Origin of the sequence: Saccharopolyspora sp. 6M, from assembly GCF_020176775.1 — a bacterium.
Lineage (GTDB): Bacteria > Actinomycetota > Actinomycetes > Mycobacteriales > Pseudonocardiaceae > Saccharopolyspora_C > Saccharopolyspora_C gregorii.
Map to the genome: position 1 here is coordinate 1 of NZ_JAIUJZ010000049.1, position 14,806 is coordinate 14,806.

13 protein-coding genes and 1 pseudogene are annotated in these 14,806 nt (G+C 73.4%); 6 read left to right on the top strand and 8 right to left on the bottom strand.

Features of this window, described 5'->3' with window-relative positions:
* Positions 1–116: 116 nt before the first annotated feature.
* From LCD31_RS08310 to macS, 5 genes are all read right to left on the bottom strand, one after another.
* Positions 117–281: a hypothetical protein gene (locus tag LCD31_RS08310; RefSeq protein ID WP_224957072.1), complete on the bottom strand. Its 165-nt coding sequence runs from the start codon at positions 279–281 to the stop codon at positions 117–119.
* A gap of 79 nt (positions 282–360) precedes the next feature.
* Complete coding sequence (locus tag LCD31_RS08315) at positions 361–600, bottom strand: hypothetical protein (RefSeq protein ID WP_224957073.1); 240 nt, start codon at positions 598–600, stop codon at positions 361–363.
* A gap of 47 nt (positions 601–647) precedes the next feature.
* Positions 648–827 (bottom strand): hypothetical protein, encoded by a 180-nt coding sequence (locus LCD31_RS08320; RefSeq protein WP_224957074.1) that lies wholly within the window; start codon positions 825–827, stop codon positions 648–650.
* 289 nt (positions 828–1,116) lie between these two features.
* The gene (locus LCD31_RS08325) at positions 1,117–1,797 is read right to left on the bottom strand and encodes a response regulator transcription factor (RefSeq protein ID WP_224957075.1); all 681 of its coding nucleotides are present in this window, start codon (positions 1,795–1,797) and stop codon (positions 1,117–1,119) included.
* Positions 1,794–3,089 (bottom strand): MacS family sensor histidine kinase, encoded by a 1,296-nt coding sequence (macS, locus tag LCD31_RS08330; protein WP_224957076.1) that lies wholly within the window; start codon positions 3,087–3,089, stop codon positions 1,794–1,796. Before macS ends, LCD31_RS08325 begins: the two co-directional genes overlap by 4 nt.
* 278 nt (positions 3,090–3,367) lie before the next feature.
* Between macS and LCD31_RS08335 the strand changes: the two genes are divergently transcribed.
* A complete protein-coding gene (locus tag LCD31_RS08335; RefSeq protein ID WP_224957078.1) occupies positions 3,368–4,564 on the top strand; it encodes a diguanylate cyclase in 1,197 nt (398 codons plus the stop codon).
* 123 nt (positions 4,565–4,687) lie between these two features.
* On the opposite strand, the gene LCD31_RS08340 is transcribed toward LCD31_RS08335, so the two are convergent.
* Positions 4,688–5,950: an AI-2E family transporter gene (locus LCD31_RS08340; RefSeq protein ID WP_224957080.1), complete on the bottom strand. Its 1,263-nt coding sequence runs from the start codon at positions 5,948–5,950 to the stop codon at positions 4,688–4,690.
* A 206-nt stretch (positions 5,951–6,156) separates the two neighbouring features.
* Here LCD31_RS08340 and LCD31_RS08345 point away from each other — a divergent pair, with 206 nt between their 5' ends.
* Together LCD31_RS08345 and LCD31_RS08350 are read left to right on the top strand one after the other, a co-directional pair.
* Positions 6,157–7,350 carry a hypothetical protein gene (locus LCD31_RS08345; RefSeq protein ID WP_224957082.1) on the top strand — a complete coding sequence of 398 codons (1,194 nt, stop codon included), beginning with the start codon at positions 6,157–6,159 and terminating at the stop codon, positions 7,348–7,350.
* A gap of 142 nt (positions 7,351–7,492) precedes the next feature.
* Positions 7,493–8,845, top strand: coding sequence for a hypothetical protein (locus LCD31_RS08350; RefSeq protein WP_224957083.1), 1,353 nt, complete (start codon positions 7,493–7,495; stop codon positions 8,843–8,845).
* Positions 8,846–9,057: 212 nt separating this feature from the next.
* On the opposite strand, the gene LCD31_RS08355 is transcribed toward LCD31_RS08350, so the two are convergent.
* Positions 9,058–10,371, bottom strand: coding sequence for a glycosyltransferase 87 family protein (locus LCD31_RS08355; RefSeq protein WP_224957084.1), 1,314 nt, complete (start codon positions 10,369–10,371; stop codon positions 9,058–9,060).
* A 334-nt stretch (positions 10,372–10,705) separates the two neighbouring features.
* Between LCD31_RS08355 and LCD31_RS08360 the strand changes: the two genes are divergently transcribed.
* Entirely contained in the window at positions 10,706–11,554 is an 849-nt protein-coding gene (locus tag LCD31_RS08360; RefSeq protein ID WP_224957085.1) for a diguanylate cyclase domain-containing protein, read from the top strand.
* Positions 11,555–11,592: 38 nt separating this feature from the next.
* On the opposite strand, the gene LCD31_RS08365 is transcribed toward LCD31_RS08360, so the two are convergent.
* On the bottom strand, positions 11,593–12,690 hold the full coding sequence (locus LCD31_RS08365; RefSeq protein ID WP_224957086.1) for an inositol-3-phosphate synthase: 1,098 nt from the start codon (positions 12,688–12,690) through the stop codon (positions 11,593–11,595).
* 784 nt (positions 12,691–13,474) lie between these two features.
* Between LCD31_RS08365 and LCD31_RS08370 the strand changes: the two genes are divergently transcribed.
* Positions 13,475–13,879 carry a DUF5318 domain-containing protein gene (locus LCD31_RS08370; protein WP_224957087.1) on the top strand — a complete coding sequence of 135 codons (405 nt, stop codon included), beginning with the start codon at positions 13,475–13,477 and terminating at the stop codon, positions 13,877–13,879.
* 102 nt (positions 13,880–13,981) lie between these two features.
* Positions 13,982–14,806 (top strand): annotated as a pseudogene (locus LCD31_RS08375) (hypothetical protein); the annotation flags it as partial.

The following is a 14,806-nucleotide window of genomic DNA, read 5'->3' on the forward strand; positions in this document are numbered from 1 at the left end:
GCTCCGGGGCCCCAAACCCCCCGGGGGGGGGCCCCCGCCCCCCCCCCCCCCCCCCCCGGGGGGGGGGGCCCCCCCCCCCCCCCCCCCCCCCCGCCCGGCACGTCCGATATCCGCTTTTACTCCACGTTCGTGTACTGGCCGACGATCGCCGCGGCGTCGCCGCCGAGGCTGACCGCGACGCCGACGTTCACCGGCACGACCGTGGTGACGTCGACGAGGCTGGTGGCCTCGCGGCGGGGCAGCAGCTCGGCCGACTGCCCGGCCAGCTCCAGTTCGTTCATGTCTTCTCCTCCTAGGTGGTGCCCGGCCGCGCGCCGACGGTTTTCACCGGCGCGCGACCGGGAACTCGGTCAGGACAGGTCAGTCCTTCTGGCCGAGGTCGATGTCCTGGTTGGCGAGCGCCACGGCGTTGCACTCGCCGCTGATGGCGACCGCGGTGTTGGTGGCGTAGACGTCGGCCCAGTTCAGGCTGCCCAGGGCCTCGCGAGCGGGCAGCAGCTCCGCACAGGTCTCGAAGTTCACGATGTGCTCCAGATGTAGAGATGAGTGGAAGACGGCCGCGGCGGCGTCGCCGCGGGAGGTGACCCCGATATCCCCCATCGGGGTCACCAGGGCGGTCCGCAGGAGGACCGGGTCAGGTGGCTGGATCAGCCTTCCTGGCCGAGGTCGATGTCCTGGTTCGCGATCGCGACGGCGTCGCCCTCGCCGCTGATGGCGACCGCGGTGTTGGTCGCGTACAGGTCGGCGAAGTTGAACGAACCGAGGGCCTCGCGCGTCGGCAGCAGCTCGGCGGACAGTTCCAGCTCGGAGATCTCGAAAACGTTCACGGTCGTACTCCTCATCGAGTTGACGAACTTTCGAACCGCGGCCTCTTGCGCCGCTGGCCGGAAGTACGCCAGACCCGGCGTCACCGACCCGTCACCCGCCCGTCACGGTGCGCGCCGGGCACTCGCGTGGGCGACCGGTGGGGCCCGGCCCGTCACCTGGGGTGAAACCGCCCGTTGCGCAGGGGGAAGGGCGCCCCCGGGGCCGGACGCGGAACGACCCGGCGACCGATGTGGTCGCCGGGTCGGGTGAATCGGGGCGGATCTTGCGGGTGGGGGCTCCCGCGCGGCGTCAGCTCGGCGCGGCGCCCGCTTCGCCGTCGGCGTCGAGGCCGTGCTCGATGGCGTAGCGGGCCAGCTCGACCCGGTTGTGCAGCTGCAGCTTGCGCAGCGTGGACTGCACGTGGTTCTCCACGGTGCGGTGCGAGATGACCAGCTTGTTCGCGATCTGCCGCGCGGTGAGCCCCTTCGCCACCTGCCGCAGCACCTCGGTCTCCCGGTCGGTGAGCTGCGGGGCCTGCGATTCGGCGCCCGGTGACACCGCCATCCGCCGGTATTCGCCCAGCACCAGCCCGGCCAGGCCGGCGGTGAAGACGGCGTCCCCGGCCGCGGTGCGGCGCACGGCGTCGACCAGCTCGTCCACCGAGGCGGACTTGACCAGGTAGCCGGAGGCGCCCGCCTTCACCGCCTCCAGCACGTCGCTGTGCTCCCCGCTCGCGGACAGCACCAGCACCCGGGTCCCGGGGATCTCCTGGGTGATCTGCCGGGACGCGTCGACGCCGGAGGTGTCGCCGAGGTTCAGGTCCATCAGGACCACGTCCGGGCGCACGGTGCGCGCGATCCGCAGCGCGGACACCGCGTCCCCGCTGGTCGCGCGGATCTCGAAGCCGCGTTCGGCGAGATCTCGCGAAACCCCGTCGCGCCACATCGGGTGGTCGTCGACCACCATCACCGACACGTGCGGCTCGGTCATCCTTCTCCTCCTCCGCGCGGTGCCGGGTCGGCATCCCGGTCGTCCGATCGGTCCGGGTCCGCGGCGAGCGGCGCGGCGGGCGCCGTCCGCCGGGGGAACATCTTCTCGGCCACCGATCTCGCGCGTCCGCCCGCCCCCGCCGGGGCCGGGTGCGGATGCGGTAACCGGATCTCCCACTCGGTGCCTTCTCCCGGGGTGGTGTCCAGGGAGATCGTGCCGCCCAGGTGCCGGACGCGGCCGCGGATGGACTGGGCCACGCCCATCCGGCCTTCCGCGGCGGCTTCGGCCAGCCTGCCCGCGGCGATGCCCGGGCCGTCGTCCCGGACGCTGATCACGATCTCGTCCGGCAGCTCTTCGAGCAAGACCCAAGCGCGGGCATCCGGGCCCGCGTGCCGGTCCACGTTCTCCAGCGCCTCCCGCACGATCAGCAGCACGTCGGAGCCCATCGGCTCGGGCAGCCGCACGTCGGTGGCGGGGACGGACACCTGCACCTTGCCGGTGCGCAGCACCTGGAGCCGGGCGACGAGGTCCACCTCGCCCTCCGCGTCGTGCTCGGGCGGAGCGGTGGCGACCAGCGAGCGGAGCGCGATCTCCTGCTCCCCGGCGAGCCGGGCGAGTTCGGCGGCCTCCCCGCCGAGCTCGACGCCGCGGTTGCGCACCCGCGCCAGCACCTGCAGCACGCTGTCGTGGATGGAGCGGGCGAGCCGTTCCCGCTCGGCGGTCGCGGCCTCGGCGCGCAGCGCCTGGCTGAGCCGCTCGGTGGAGCGGCGGGCGGTGTCCGCGGCCAGCCCGAACAGCAGGCCCGCCCCGATCAGCAGCACCGCGTCCTGGAACATCAGCGGCGCGTAGACGTCCCGGATCGCGAAGTTGATCAGGGCGGAGACCGCGCCGGAGATCCCGCCGCCGATCCAGCCCCACTGCACGCCGGCCAGCGTCACCATCGACGGCTGCCACATGGTGATGACCGACGGCGCCAGTTGCCACATCTGCTCTTCGGTCATGATCAGCTCGTTGCCGAGGAACAGCACCGAGATCAGCACCTGGTCCGCGAGCACCAGCGCGTTCGTCCGGCCCTCCCGCCGCCGGAACCGCCACACGGTGAACACGGTCCAGCCGATCATGACGAGGATCTCGACGACCGCGAGGGCCGGGCGCTGGTAGGCGGGGAACTGGATCGCGAACCACAGCACCGCGTACCCGAGTCCTACGGAGCGGAAGAAGTTGTGCGCGCGCCACAACGGCGAGCGCCCATCGGCCACCCGGACGCCTTGCGGCGCGGTGTTCTTCGACATCACGGCTGTTCCCTCCCGATCGACCATCCTGCCGTACCGATCGAGTTGCGTGAGCCGACGATCGGTGAACACGCTCGGTGTTTGTCATCACCGAGCGGATCTACCCGAATGGACCTGAGAGCCGGGTTTCCACGGTTGATCTAGTTGTGCCAGGCTCGGGAGTAGTAACCGATCCGGTACTTGGCTGCAGTGGGGCACCGCCATTCGCGCGTTTCCGGAAAAGTCGATCGGATCAATGACCGCTCGCCCGTCCGGGCGAGGAAGAGACGTGAGGAATCATGGCGCCGTGGCCCTTGTGGCGGCTCCGGGCACCCGCACTGATCCACGTGCTGCTCACCCAGGCCGCCGCCATCGGCCTGGTCCTCCCGGTGGTGCTGCTGAACTCGCCGCCGACGCGCACCGAGTGGTTCCGGTTCGGCATGCTCGGCGGCACCGCGGCCGCCGTCATCATCGCGACCTCGGTGACCATCCACCTGCGCAGCGGCGTGCGCCGGGACCCGTGGACCGTGCACATCGCCTACCTGGCGGCCGGTGGGCTCGTGCTGCCGCCGAACCTGCTGGTGCTCCTGCTGCTCGGCCCGGCGCTGCACGGGGTGCTGGAGGCGCGGCCCGATCCGCACCGCTGGCTGTTCGTCACCGCCTCCACGACGTTGGCGGTGTTCGCGGCCCGCTGGGTCATCGGCTGGGAGGACCCCCGGTGGGATCCGGCGTTGATCGTGCTCGCGGGGACGACGCTGCTGGCGGTGCGGGCGCTGCTGGTGGGGATCGGGCTGCGGCTGCGCGACCCGGGGGCGCCGCGCGAGGACGTGGTGGGCGAGCCGATCGACGTGCTGCTGGGCATCGTGGCGGCCTGCTTCGGCGGTGTGCTGGGGATGGCGGTGCTGCGCGAGCCGGAGGTCGCGGTGCTGGGCGCGCCGATGCTGGCGCTGCTGGACCTGGCGGGGCAGCTGCCGCACTGGCGGCGGTCGGCGCAGCGCGACGGCAAGACCGGGTTGGCGAACGCGCTGCACTGGGACCGGATGGCGCGGATGGAGCTGCGGCGGGCGTGCGCGCGGGACCGCGGTGCCGCGCTGCTGCTGCTCGACCTGGACCACTTCAAGCGGGTCAACGACGAGGTGGGGCACCTCGCTGGGGACGCGGTGCTGGCGGCGGTCGCGGTGATGCTGCGGGACAGCGTGCGCAAGGAGGACTTGGTGGGCCGGTTCGGCGGGGAGGAGTTCGTGGTGCTGCTCCCGCACGCGTGCCCGGAGGTGGCGCACGCGGTGGCCGAGCGGATCCGGTTGTCGGTGGCCGCGTTGTCGGTGCCGACCCGGGACACCATGGGGCGGCCGCGCGAGCTGACCGGCGTGACGGTGAGCGTCGGGGTATCGACCACCGCACGGTTCGGCTACGAGCTGCCCGATCTGCTGGTGGCCGCGGATGCGGCGCTGCTGACGGCGAAATCGTCGGGGCGGAATGCGGTGACGTTCGCCTGATCTCGGCTTTCGCGCACCATTCGCGAGCGGATTTCGGGGCGGTCCTCCGGAACGGGTCCGGGCCGGCGGGATGCACCCCTTTCCGGCCCGGACTCGTTTCGATTTTCGATCGTTCGCTCCCGATCAGCGGGAATCGGAATCGGGACCAGCCGAATCCGCGGGACCACCGGCCGAGGATTTCCCGGACCCGCCGTCGGAACGGCGTTCCGCACCGGACTCACCGGCATCGTCCCGCTCCGCGCCGTCGGCCGCGGAATCCGGAGCCGGTGGTTCGGCCTCGTGCGGATCCGTCGCCTCCACCGGCGTCGACTCGTCCTCGCCTGCCGTCAGCGAGCGGATCGCCGAATTCAGCACCGCCACCACCGGAACCGCCAGCAGCGCGCCGACGATCCCGCCGAGCACCACGCCCGCGCTGATCGCCAGCACCACGGCCAGCGCGTGCACCTGCACCGCGCGGCCCAGCAACAGCGGCTGCAGGATGTGGCCCTCCACCTGCTGGACCAGCAGCACGACCAGCACCACCAGCAGCGCGTTCACCCAGCCGCTGGTCACCAGCGCCACCAGCACCGCCACCGAACCGGAGGCCACCGCGCCGACGATCGGCACGAACCCGCCGAGGAACACCAGCGCCGACAGCGGCAGCGCCAGCGGCACCCCGATGAGCGTCAACCCGATGCCGATGCCGACCGCGTCGGCGACCGCCACCAGCGCCGTCGCCCGCACGTACCCGACCAGCGAGGCGAACCCGCGGATCCCGGCCACGTCCACCCGGCCCCGCACGTGCGAGGGCACCAGGCCGATCAGGAACAGCCACACCCGGCGGCCGTCGTGCAAGAAGAAGATCAGCGTGAACAGCGCCAGCACCAGGCCGGTGAGGAAGTTGCCGAACGTGGACGCCGTGGACAGCGCACCGCTGGTCAGCGCCGCCTGGTTCTCCTGCAACCAGCGGGCGGCCTGCCCCAGGTACTCGTCGATCTGCTCCTCGCGCAGGTGCAGCGGCCCCTGCAGCAACCAGCCCCGGATCTGCCCGAGGCTGCGCAGGATCTCCCGCTGCAGCTCGGGGAAGCCGTTGATGAACGCGTTGATCACGAAGGTCAGCACGCCGCCGACCAGCGCCAGCCCGCCGACGAGCACCACCGCCGTCGCGATCGCCCGCGGCACCTTCCGCCGCGCCAGCCAGGACACCGCCGGGGCGAGCAGCGCCGCCAGCAGCAGTGCGATGGCCACCGGGATGACCACGACGTAGAGCCTGCCCAACGCCAGGCTCAGCACGTACAACATGCCGAGCACGACCAGCAGGCGCCAGCACACGGCCGCCGTGACTCGCAGTACCCGCGGCACGTGGGCGGCGGCATCATCCGGTGGTGCGATCTTCGCGTTGCTCACCACGCCACCGTAGCCGCGACGAGGTCGTTCCCGGTGCGGTCGGCGCAATCCGGGCGCCGAGCGGATTTGTCACCCGATCCGGGGGTGTTGGGCGAGATCGCTAGGTCCGCGCTCCGCCTGCTGACAGAGTGCCCGTCGGCAGTGCACGTCGATCAAGCCGCCGAACGGCGCAACCGCGCCGGTCGAACGGAGGGTCGCTAGCGGACATGCAGCCCCGACGGAAAGTGGAACCGGACCAGCAGATGTCGGACAGCCTCCGAACAGCAGGCGGTGGCCGCGGATGGCGGCTGCTGGCCCGCACGCTGGTCGTCGCCGGAGCGGCGGCCGCGGGGAGTTCGGTCGGCTGGTTCGCCGGGAACGCCGGTGCGGACCCCGCGCTGGTCGACCTGCCCGCGGCGTCCGGAGGCGCCCACGAGTCCACATCGGACCGCGTCGCCGACCTCGTGCCCGACCTGCCCGCCGACCCCGCCGCGGCACCGGAACACCGCACCGCGGCACCGGAACACCGCACCGCGGCACCGGAACACCGCACCGCGGCACCGGAACACCGCACCGACCCGCCGGAGCGCGCGGACGACCTGCCGAGGCCGGTCCGCCAGGTGGGCACCGTCGTGCACCACATCGCCGAACCGCTGGCCCGCGCCGCGGAACCCGCGAGCGAGCCGGACGCCGCGAGCGAGCCGGACGCCGCGCCGCGACCTGACGAGTCCGAAGTGGACGCGCCGGACCCCGCCACCGATCCCGGCCAGTTCTCCCTCGCCGACCTCGCACCGCAGCACCTCGTCGGCCGCGTGGCGGAGGCGGAGCCGGTGTCGACCGCGCTGCACGGCGCGGGATCGCTGCTGCGCCCGGTGCGCGGCGCGCTCGTCCCGGAACCCGGGGCCGACCGGCCCGCACCGCTGGAGGGGTTGACCCGGCCGGTCGCCGACGGGCTCGGCAAGCTCACCGCCCCGCTGTGGCACGGCGTCAGCCCGGGCGCTCCCGCGCCGTCCGCACCTCCCGCGCCGCTGCCGGCTCCCGGGCCGGCGCCTGCCGAGCCGCGGCTCCCGGACCCGCCGGCTCCGACGGCCGGGGCGCTGCCCGCACCCGCGAACCCCGCGGCGGCGCCCGCCACCGGTTCCGCGGTGTTCACCGCGCACGGCACGAGCGAGGTGGCCGCCGCGCCCGCCGCGCCCGGCCACCGCGCACCGTGGTCGCCGGGCAAGGCCGTCACCACGCCGCCCGCCACCGGCACCGCCGGGCACACCTCCGACGGCAGCGGCGGGAACGGCGGCGTCGGCATGACCCGGCCGCTGCCCGCCGCCGCGGGCGGCCTCACCGCGCTGCGCTCGGCCGGCCGGACCGCCGACTCCGCGCTCAACGGCACCTCCGCGCCGTCCCCCGGCACCACCCCGGACTGAGCGAGCGCCGCGGCGATCCGCTCGCCGCGCTCCGAAGCGCACTCGTCCCAACGCCGCCGGACTGTGGTCAACGTCCGATGACGGCACCTCTCGAAACCATTGCTTTCCCCGCCCGAACGGGGAAATATCCGAAGGAGACCGCATGCAGACTTGGGCGAAGCGCGGCGTGCGTGCCGCGCTGGTCACCGGTGGTGTGCTGGCCGTGGGAACCACGATGGCCGCGGCCGAAGGCACCGGCCCGTCCGGAGACGGGGACCACGGCAGCCTGGGCACCCGGTACGACAGGTCACCAGCCGATCCGGAACGGGGAGGTTCCGTGCCGCCCGCGTTCGACGCCGACGACGCCCGGCCGCAGCTGGCGCACTCGTTCGCGGCGCACCGGAACGCCGACACCGGCCGCTACCGGGCGCTGGTGCTGACCGGGAAGATCGACCCGGTGCGCGACCTGCTCCCCGCCGTCGAGCACGACATGACGCAGGAGATCCCGGTCCTGCGCGACCTGGACCCCGCACGGCCGGACATGCAGCTCGCGGGCTGGGTCGGCGATCCGGCGACCGCGCGGCCCGCACCGGGCGACGGGCGGCACAGCCTCCGCCGCGGCGCCGAGGTGCGCACCCCGGCCGAAGGCTTCCACCGCTCGCTGAGCTGGGCGGGTCCGATCGGCGACATCGTCCGCGGCGGCCACGGCCACCCGGCCGAGGCGAAGGTGCCGGAGGTGACCGGCGAGCTGATCATCCCGCTGGTCGACCCGGCGACGGTGGACCCCGAGGACGGCATCGTCGCCCTGTGGGGCGGCGCGCTCGGCGGGGACGGGGCGGAGCGGGCGGCGCCCGCGGCTCTCGGTGCCGGACTGCTCGACTCGGCCGACGTCGACCTCACCTCCGGTGAGCTGCCCGGCCCGGACGTCCGGCTGCACGAGGTCCCGCCCTCGCTGCTCGTGGTCGCCCTGGCCGAGGCCCCGCACGTGCCCGCCGCCCGCTCCGAGCAGGTGGCGCTGCAGGTGCCCGGCGAGCATCAGGACCACCCGCAGGTGCCGCCGGCGCTGTCCGGGCCGCTCGTGCTGGCGCGCGACGGCGAACCGGTGCAGGTCCCGATGCCGCTCGGCGGCGAGCTGACCGCGTTCGGCGGCGGGCAGCTCACCGGCCCCACCGCGGGCAGGCTCACCGAGGCGCTGGGCGAGCTCGGCCCGCGGGCCGACGACCGGCCGACCGTGTCGTTCCTGGCCGCGGTCCCCCGGTTCAGCGCGACCCCGGAGGACGTGCCGGTGCGGGTGGACGTGCTCGACGAGCTGGACGCGACCACCCCGGAGCGGGACCGGATCCTGGCCAGCCCGCTGCCGCCGGAGCCGCGGGCCGCCGAACCGGTGGGCATCGAGCTGCCGGCCCTCGGCGCGCCCCCGTCGATCAACGCGGCGCAGGGGCACACCATCCCGATCCCGGGCCTCGCGGCCCAGCCGCGCGGCCTCGACGACACCGTCGAGTTCCAGCGCATCTGACGCACCGCGACGAGAGGGGGCGGGGGGGGGGGGCCGGGGGGGCGGGGGGGGGGGGCGGGGGGGGGGGGGGGGGGGGGCCCCCGGGCCCCGGGGGGGGGCCCCCCCCGGGGGCCCCCGGGCCGGGGGGGGGGGGGCCGCGCCCCCCCGCCGCCCCCCCCCCCCCCCCCCCCGGTTCCGCGTTCCGGGGTGCCCGCGCGCGGCGGGCGGGCAGGTCAGGCGGGGGTGGAGGAGATCTGCGGTTCGTCGGGTTCCGCGGTCCGCCTCCCGAGCCGGTGGGAGCGCCACAAGCCGTAGGCGTAGTAGGCCAGCAGCGCCAGCCCCAGGTACACGTACGCGTTGCCGACGAGGTGCTCCAGCGGGTTCCAGTGCAGTTCCCGGCCCTTGCCCTGCGGCACCTTCCACATCGGTCCGAGCGTGCACAGCGACGCCGCCAGCCCGGCGATCATCAGCAGCCCCCAGTCGGAGCGGCGCACCGCGGCTCCCGCCAGCAGCACCACCGCCGGGATCGCCCACACCCAGTGGTGCGACCAGGAGATCGGCGAGATCAGCAGCGACAGCAGTCCGTTGAGCGTCACCGCCATCGGCAGGTCCCGCTGCCGCAGCGCGTGCAGCATGCCCGCGACGGCCAGCGCCAGCACCAGCAGCGTCACCACGACGAGCACCATCGTCACGTTCCCGACGCCGAGCTTCGTCAGCGCCGAGCGCAGCGACTGGTTGCCCGCGTACACCGAGGCGTTGCCGGTGAAGGTGGGGCCGAAGGACACGTTGCCGGTGGCCATCACCTCCTGCGTCCAGTACTTCTTCGTGCCTTCGAAGGCGAGCACGAGTCCGATGAGGGCGGTCCCGGCGAAGCCGAGCGCCGCCATCGCGATCGGCTTGAAGTCCTTGCGCAGCAGGAAGAACAGCAGGAACGCGGCCGGGGTGAGCTTGATCCCGGCGGCGATGCCGATCAGCAGCCCGCGCGGGTACGGCACCTTCTGCCCCGGCCCGGTGCGCCACAGGCAGTCCACCGCGACCAGCGCCATCAGCACCAGGTTGATCTGCGCGTAGGTCAGCGTCTCCAGCACCGGTTCGGACAGCGTCGCCAGCGGCAGCACCACGCCGGTCCACAGCACGACCCGGTCCCGCTGCCCGCGCAGGAAGGTGGAGGCGCTGAGCACCAGGTACAGCGTCACCAGCAGCGCCAGGTGCGACACCAGCATGATGATCGACACGGCCGCCATCTTGGAGACCAGCCCGAGCGGCGCGAACAGGATCGCCGCGAACGGCGGGTAGATGAACGGCAGCTTCAGCCCGGACTCGGTCGCGGGCAGCGGGCCGTACATGTCCTTGCCCTGGAGCCAGGCGCGGGCGCCGAGCCGGTAGACCTCGCCGTCGATGTGGTCGTGCGGGCTGATCGTGGAGACCAGCAGCACGGCGAGCAGTTCGGCGACGCCGATGGCGATCAGCAGCCTGCGGTTCTCCCTGGCGAGGTCGCGCATCACCTCGCCGAAGGGTCGTCGCGTCGCGTCATCCGGTCCGCTCACCGCCACGAGGGTCACCGTCCTGGTCATCGATGCGGGGGTGCCGCCGATCTCAGGCGGCCGGGACCCAGCGTAGAGGCAGGCGCTGATCGGGCCGGAGCCCGGCGGAACCGGAGCGGCTCGGAGGGCGCACCGCAGTCGAAGATCATCCGCCTTATGGACGTCTCGTTTCCCGCATCGGGTGGCGCTTCGGGCTTGACCCGGGTAGTTGCTGACGCAGCGTCATTCGCGCTCGGTAAATACCACCATTACGGGTGGTAGTGATGCTCTTGAATTCAGGCCTCTCCGCAGAGGAGAGTCCAATGGACTGCTCCGTTTGGTGGGGAGGAGGGGCCGAATGAGTGTCCTCGACGTGACCGCGCCATCCCAGCTGCCGCCGATCTGGGACGAACTGATCACCGGACTGACCGTGGGCGTGCTGCTCACGGACGAGCGCGGCCAGGTGCTCGCCACCAACGACGTCGCCGCGGACCTCATGCAGCTGACGAAGTCCGATCTGCTCACCGGTGCGCGACCCAGCGGCTGGAAGGTGCGCGACGACACCGGTGCCGCGATGCCGGACTGGTCCGAGCTCGCCGGACAGGTGCTGCGCGCCGGCTCGCCGCTGTCCACCCCGATGGTCGTCGAGCGCGGTGGCCACCCCACCCGGCTGTGGGCGGACTACCACGCGGTGCGCGCGCAGGGGAAGCGCCGGGTGCTGATCCTGCTGCAGGCCGTGCAGACCGACGTCGGGCACAGCCGCGGCCTGCTCGACCCGCTCACCGGGCTCCCGGGCCGGGCGCTGCTGCTGGACCGCCTGGAGCAGTCCCTGGTGCGCGCCCGCACCCGCGGCATGCTCACCACGCTGGTCCTGCTCGACGTGCACCGGCTGGCCGCGTTCAACACCGAGCACGGCTTCGCCCGGGGCGACGAGCTGCTCGGCACCCTCGCGGGCCGGCTGCGGCAGGGCATGTCCGACGAGCACACCGTCGCCCGGTACGGTGGCGACGAGTTCGCGCTGGTCGCCGACCACCCCAACGGCAACGGCGAGGCCATCGCCCAGCAGGCCCGCCGGATGGCCAGCTGGCCGATGCGGATCGGCCCCACCCGGGTCCGGCCGAACTTGCGGGTCTCCTGGGTGACCACCAACGGCAACGCCACCGCGCACGCGGTGCTCTCCCGCGCCGAGCAGCAGCTCCAGCGCTGAACGTCCCCGCCGGGCCGCGGCCTGGCGGGGACGGCGCATCAGCGTTCGACGTCGCCCGAGATGAAGTCCTCGACGGCCTGGTAGGCCTCCGAGTCCGAGTACTGCTCCGGCGGCGACTTCATGAAGTACGAGGACGCGGACAGGATCGGTCCGCCGATGCCGCGGTCCTTCGCGATCTTGGCGGCGCGCAGCGCGTCGATGATGATCCCCGCCGAGTTCGGCGAGTCCCACACCTCCAGCTTGTACTCCAGGTTCAGCGGCACGTCACCGAACGCGCGCCCCTCCAGCCGGATGTAGGCCCACTTGCGGTCGTCCAGCCACGGCACGTAGTCCGAGGGGCCGATGTGCACGTTGCGCTTGCCCAGGTCGCGCTGGACCTGCGAGGTCACCGACTGGGTCTTGGACTTCTTCTTCGACTCGAGCCGCTCGAGCTCCTTCATGTTCAGGAAGTCCATGTTGCCGCCGACGTTGAGCTGCATCGTGCGGTCCACGTGCACGCCGCGGTCCTCGAACAGCTTCGTCAGCACGCGGTGCGTGATGGTGGCGCCGACCTGCGACTTGATGTCGTCGCCGACGATCGGCACGCCGGCCTCGGTGAACTTCGCGGCCCACTCCGGGTCGGAGGCGATGAACACGGGCAGCGCGTTCACGAACGCCACCCCGGCGTCGAGCGCGGCCTGCGCGTAGAACTTGCCCGCGTCGTCGGAGCCCACCGGCAGGTAGGAGACCAGCACGTCGACCTCGGCGTCGCGCAGCGCCTGCGCCACGTCGACCGGCGCCTCGTCGGACTCCTCGATCGTCTCGCGGTAGAAGCGGCCGAGCCCGTCGAGGGTGCGGCCCCGCTGCACGGGAACGCCCAGCGGCGGGACGTCGGCGATCTTGATGGTGTTGTTCTCGCTGGCCACGATGGCCTCGGAGAGATCCCTGCCGACCTTCTTGGCGTCCACGTCGAACGCGGCCACGAACTGCACGTCGCGCACGTGGTACTCGCCGAACTGGACGTGCATCAGGCCGGGGACCCGGGTGTCCGGGTCGGCGTCGGCGTAGTACTGGACGCCCTGCACCAGCGATGCCGCGCAGTTGCCCACGCCGGCGATCGCCACTCGAACCGCGCCCTCGCGGCGGTCTGTGCTCATGGCAGGGTCCTCCTTGTAGGTCATGTGTTGTCCTTCTCCCCGCTCGCCGGTGCCCCGGAGGTCCCGGGGTCGCGCGAGCAGCCGGATCGGCCGGATCAGGCCCGGCCGGGCCGTGGTCTGGAAGTGGCCCGTCGCGCGGACGATGCGCGCGGGTCGTGGGGGGGGGGGGGGGGCGGCCCCCGCCTGGGCAAGCCGACGACCGGTGCCGATCGGTCGCCGCGGGTTCCCGCCACCCGCGACTCCCGGAACGCGCACCGGTGCCCTCCCCGACAACCGCCGGGGAGGCCGCGCTGTTCCCGCGGATCGGGCGGATCCGCCGCGCGGCGCCCGAATCGTCCGATCGGCCTCCGTGGGACCGATCACCTTCCGGCGGTGCGGTCCGGCGAGCGGGGGACGAGCGGCCCGTCCGGTACCGGGACCATCGGCGCCTCCGGGTTTCAAGATCAACCCGGGGTGCGGGCGCGCGGCGGCCGTCCGGTAGAACATCCCGCAGCGAGATCCCCGGCCACCTCGGTCGCCGGAGGGGAGTCGCCGCAGTTCGGGCCCGGTGCACCGGGTGCGCTGCGGGAAGCCGGGCATGGCGAGTTCGCGCATCCGCACCTCCCGCGCTCGAGCCGTCCCCAGCCGTACTTGCCCGAGAAAGGAGTATATCTTCGGCGCTTCCCCGGTCCTCGCAGGTCGAGACCAACCGCGCTGCTCACGACACCGCAGGTCACGCGACGGAAGCGGTCGCTGCCCCTAACGGCGCATGGAGCACCGGCATCGGACACGTACCCTGTTCCTCGTGCGGACCCAACGGCAAGTGGTGGATTACGCGTTGCAGCGCAGGTCGCTGCTCGCGCAGGTCCACTCTGGCCGAGTCGGGGTGATGGAGGTCTGCGACGCGAACCCGTACCTGTTGCGGGCGGCGAAGTACCACGGCGAGCCCAGCGAAGTGACCTGCCCGGTGTGCCGGAAGGAGCCGCTCACGCTGGTCTCGTGGATCTTCGGCGAGGAACTCAAGCACGCATCGGGATCGGCTCGCGGTCCCGATGAGCTGGAACGGTTGGCGGCCTTGTTCGCGGAATTCACCGTGCACGTCGTCGAAGTCTGTCGGACGTGCAGTTGGAACCACCTGGTGCAGTCGTACGTCCTCGGGACCGGTGACTTGAACAACCGCCGCCCCCGGCGCAAGACTGCGGCCGAGTGAACCGGTCGTGAGAACGAGCAGCACCGCCCCGCGCGAAGCGGGGTCACCCCGACGTGAATGCATCACCTGGCGTCGCACGACGCCTGTCCTGGAGGCCAACTCGTGAACGACGAGCGTGACGACCCAGCTCGTGGCCGCCACTCCCGGCAGCCCGAAGGTCGCAATCCCGGTTCCCCCGACGACCGGGCCACGCCCCCCTCGTCCCGGCAGCAGGGTCCGCGTCCGCAGGGCCCCCCGCCTCCGGGCGGCACCCCGCCGGGTGGTCGGCCTGCCGGACCGCCGAACCCCGCGAACCAGCCGCCCGCCGGGCAGCGTCCCGGTGCGCAGCAGCGCCCGCCGGGTCCGCCGCCGAGCGCCCCGCCGACCCCGCCGCCGCCGAACCCGGGCCAGCAGGGTCCCGGCCAGCAGGGTCCCGGCCAGCAGGGTCCGGGGCAGCAGGGTCCGGGGCAGCAGCGCGCCGCCGGGCCGCCGCCCGGACCGGGTCAGGGTGCGGGACCGTGGCCCGGGGAGGGGACGCGCCAGCAGCAGCCGCCGGGTCGTCCGCGGCAGGGCGGCGACCAGCCGAACTGGCCGGGCGACGGGCAGCAGCCGCGCGGCGCGGACCAGGACGCCGAGGCGCCCTCCGAGAAGACCGGTGCGTGGGTCCCGTCGTTCGACGACGAGGACGACGCCCCGACCGGGAAGCGCGCCGCCGACTCCGGCGGCGGTCGCAAGCTCGACCTGCCGACCTCGTTCACCCAGGCACCGCCGCCCGCGGCGGACCAGCGCACCCAGCGCCAGCCCGGCCCCGGCCAGCAGGGACCGGGCCAACAGGGACCGGGCCAGCAGGGAGCCGCGCAGCAGGGCGGCCCCGCGACTCCGGACGAGCAGAGCACCCAGCAGTTCAGGCCGCCGCAGCGTCCCGGCCAGCAGCCCACCCGCCAGGTG

Bases quoted from the DNA above. Each gene is read 5' to 3' on its own strand.
- LCD31_RS08365 (WP_224957086.1), bottom strand. From the start codon at position 12,690: ATGAGCACAGACCGCCGCGAGGGCGCGGTTCGAGTGGCGATCGCCGGC.
- LCD31_RS08345 (WP_224957082.1), top strand. From the start codon at position 6,157: ATGCAGCCCCGACGGAAAGTGGAACCGGACCAGCAGATGTCGGACAGC.
- LCD31_RS08335 (WP_224957078.1), top strand. From the start codon at position 3,368: ATGGCGCCGTGGCCCTTGTGGCGGCTCCGGGCACCCGCACTGATCCAC.
- LCD31_RS08310 (WP_224957072.1), bottom strand. From the start codon at position 281: ATGAACGAACTGGAGCTGGCCGGGCAGTCGGCCGAGCTGCTGCCCCGC.
- macS (WP_224957076.1), bottom strand. From the start codon at position 3,089: ATGTCGAAGAACACCGCGCCGCAAGGCGTCCGGGTGGCCGATGGGCGC.
- LCD31_RS08360 (WP_224957085.1), top strand. From the start codon at position 10,706: ATGAGTGTCCTCGACGTGACCGCGCCATCCCAGCTGCCGCCGATCTGG.
- LCD31_RS08350 (WP_224957083.1), top strand. From the start codon at position 7,493: ATGCAGACTTGGGCGAAGCGCGGCGTGCGTGCCGCGCTGGTCACCGGT.
- LCD31_RS08315 (WP_224957073.1), bottom strand. From the start codon at position 600: ATGGGGGATATCGGGGTCACCTCCCGCGGCGACGCCGCCGCGGCCGTC.
- LCD31_RS08325 (WP_224957075.1), bottom strand. From the start codon at position 1,797: ATGACCGAGCCGCACGTGTCGGTGATGGTGGTCGACGACCACCCGATG.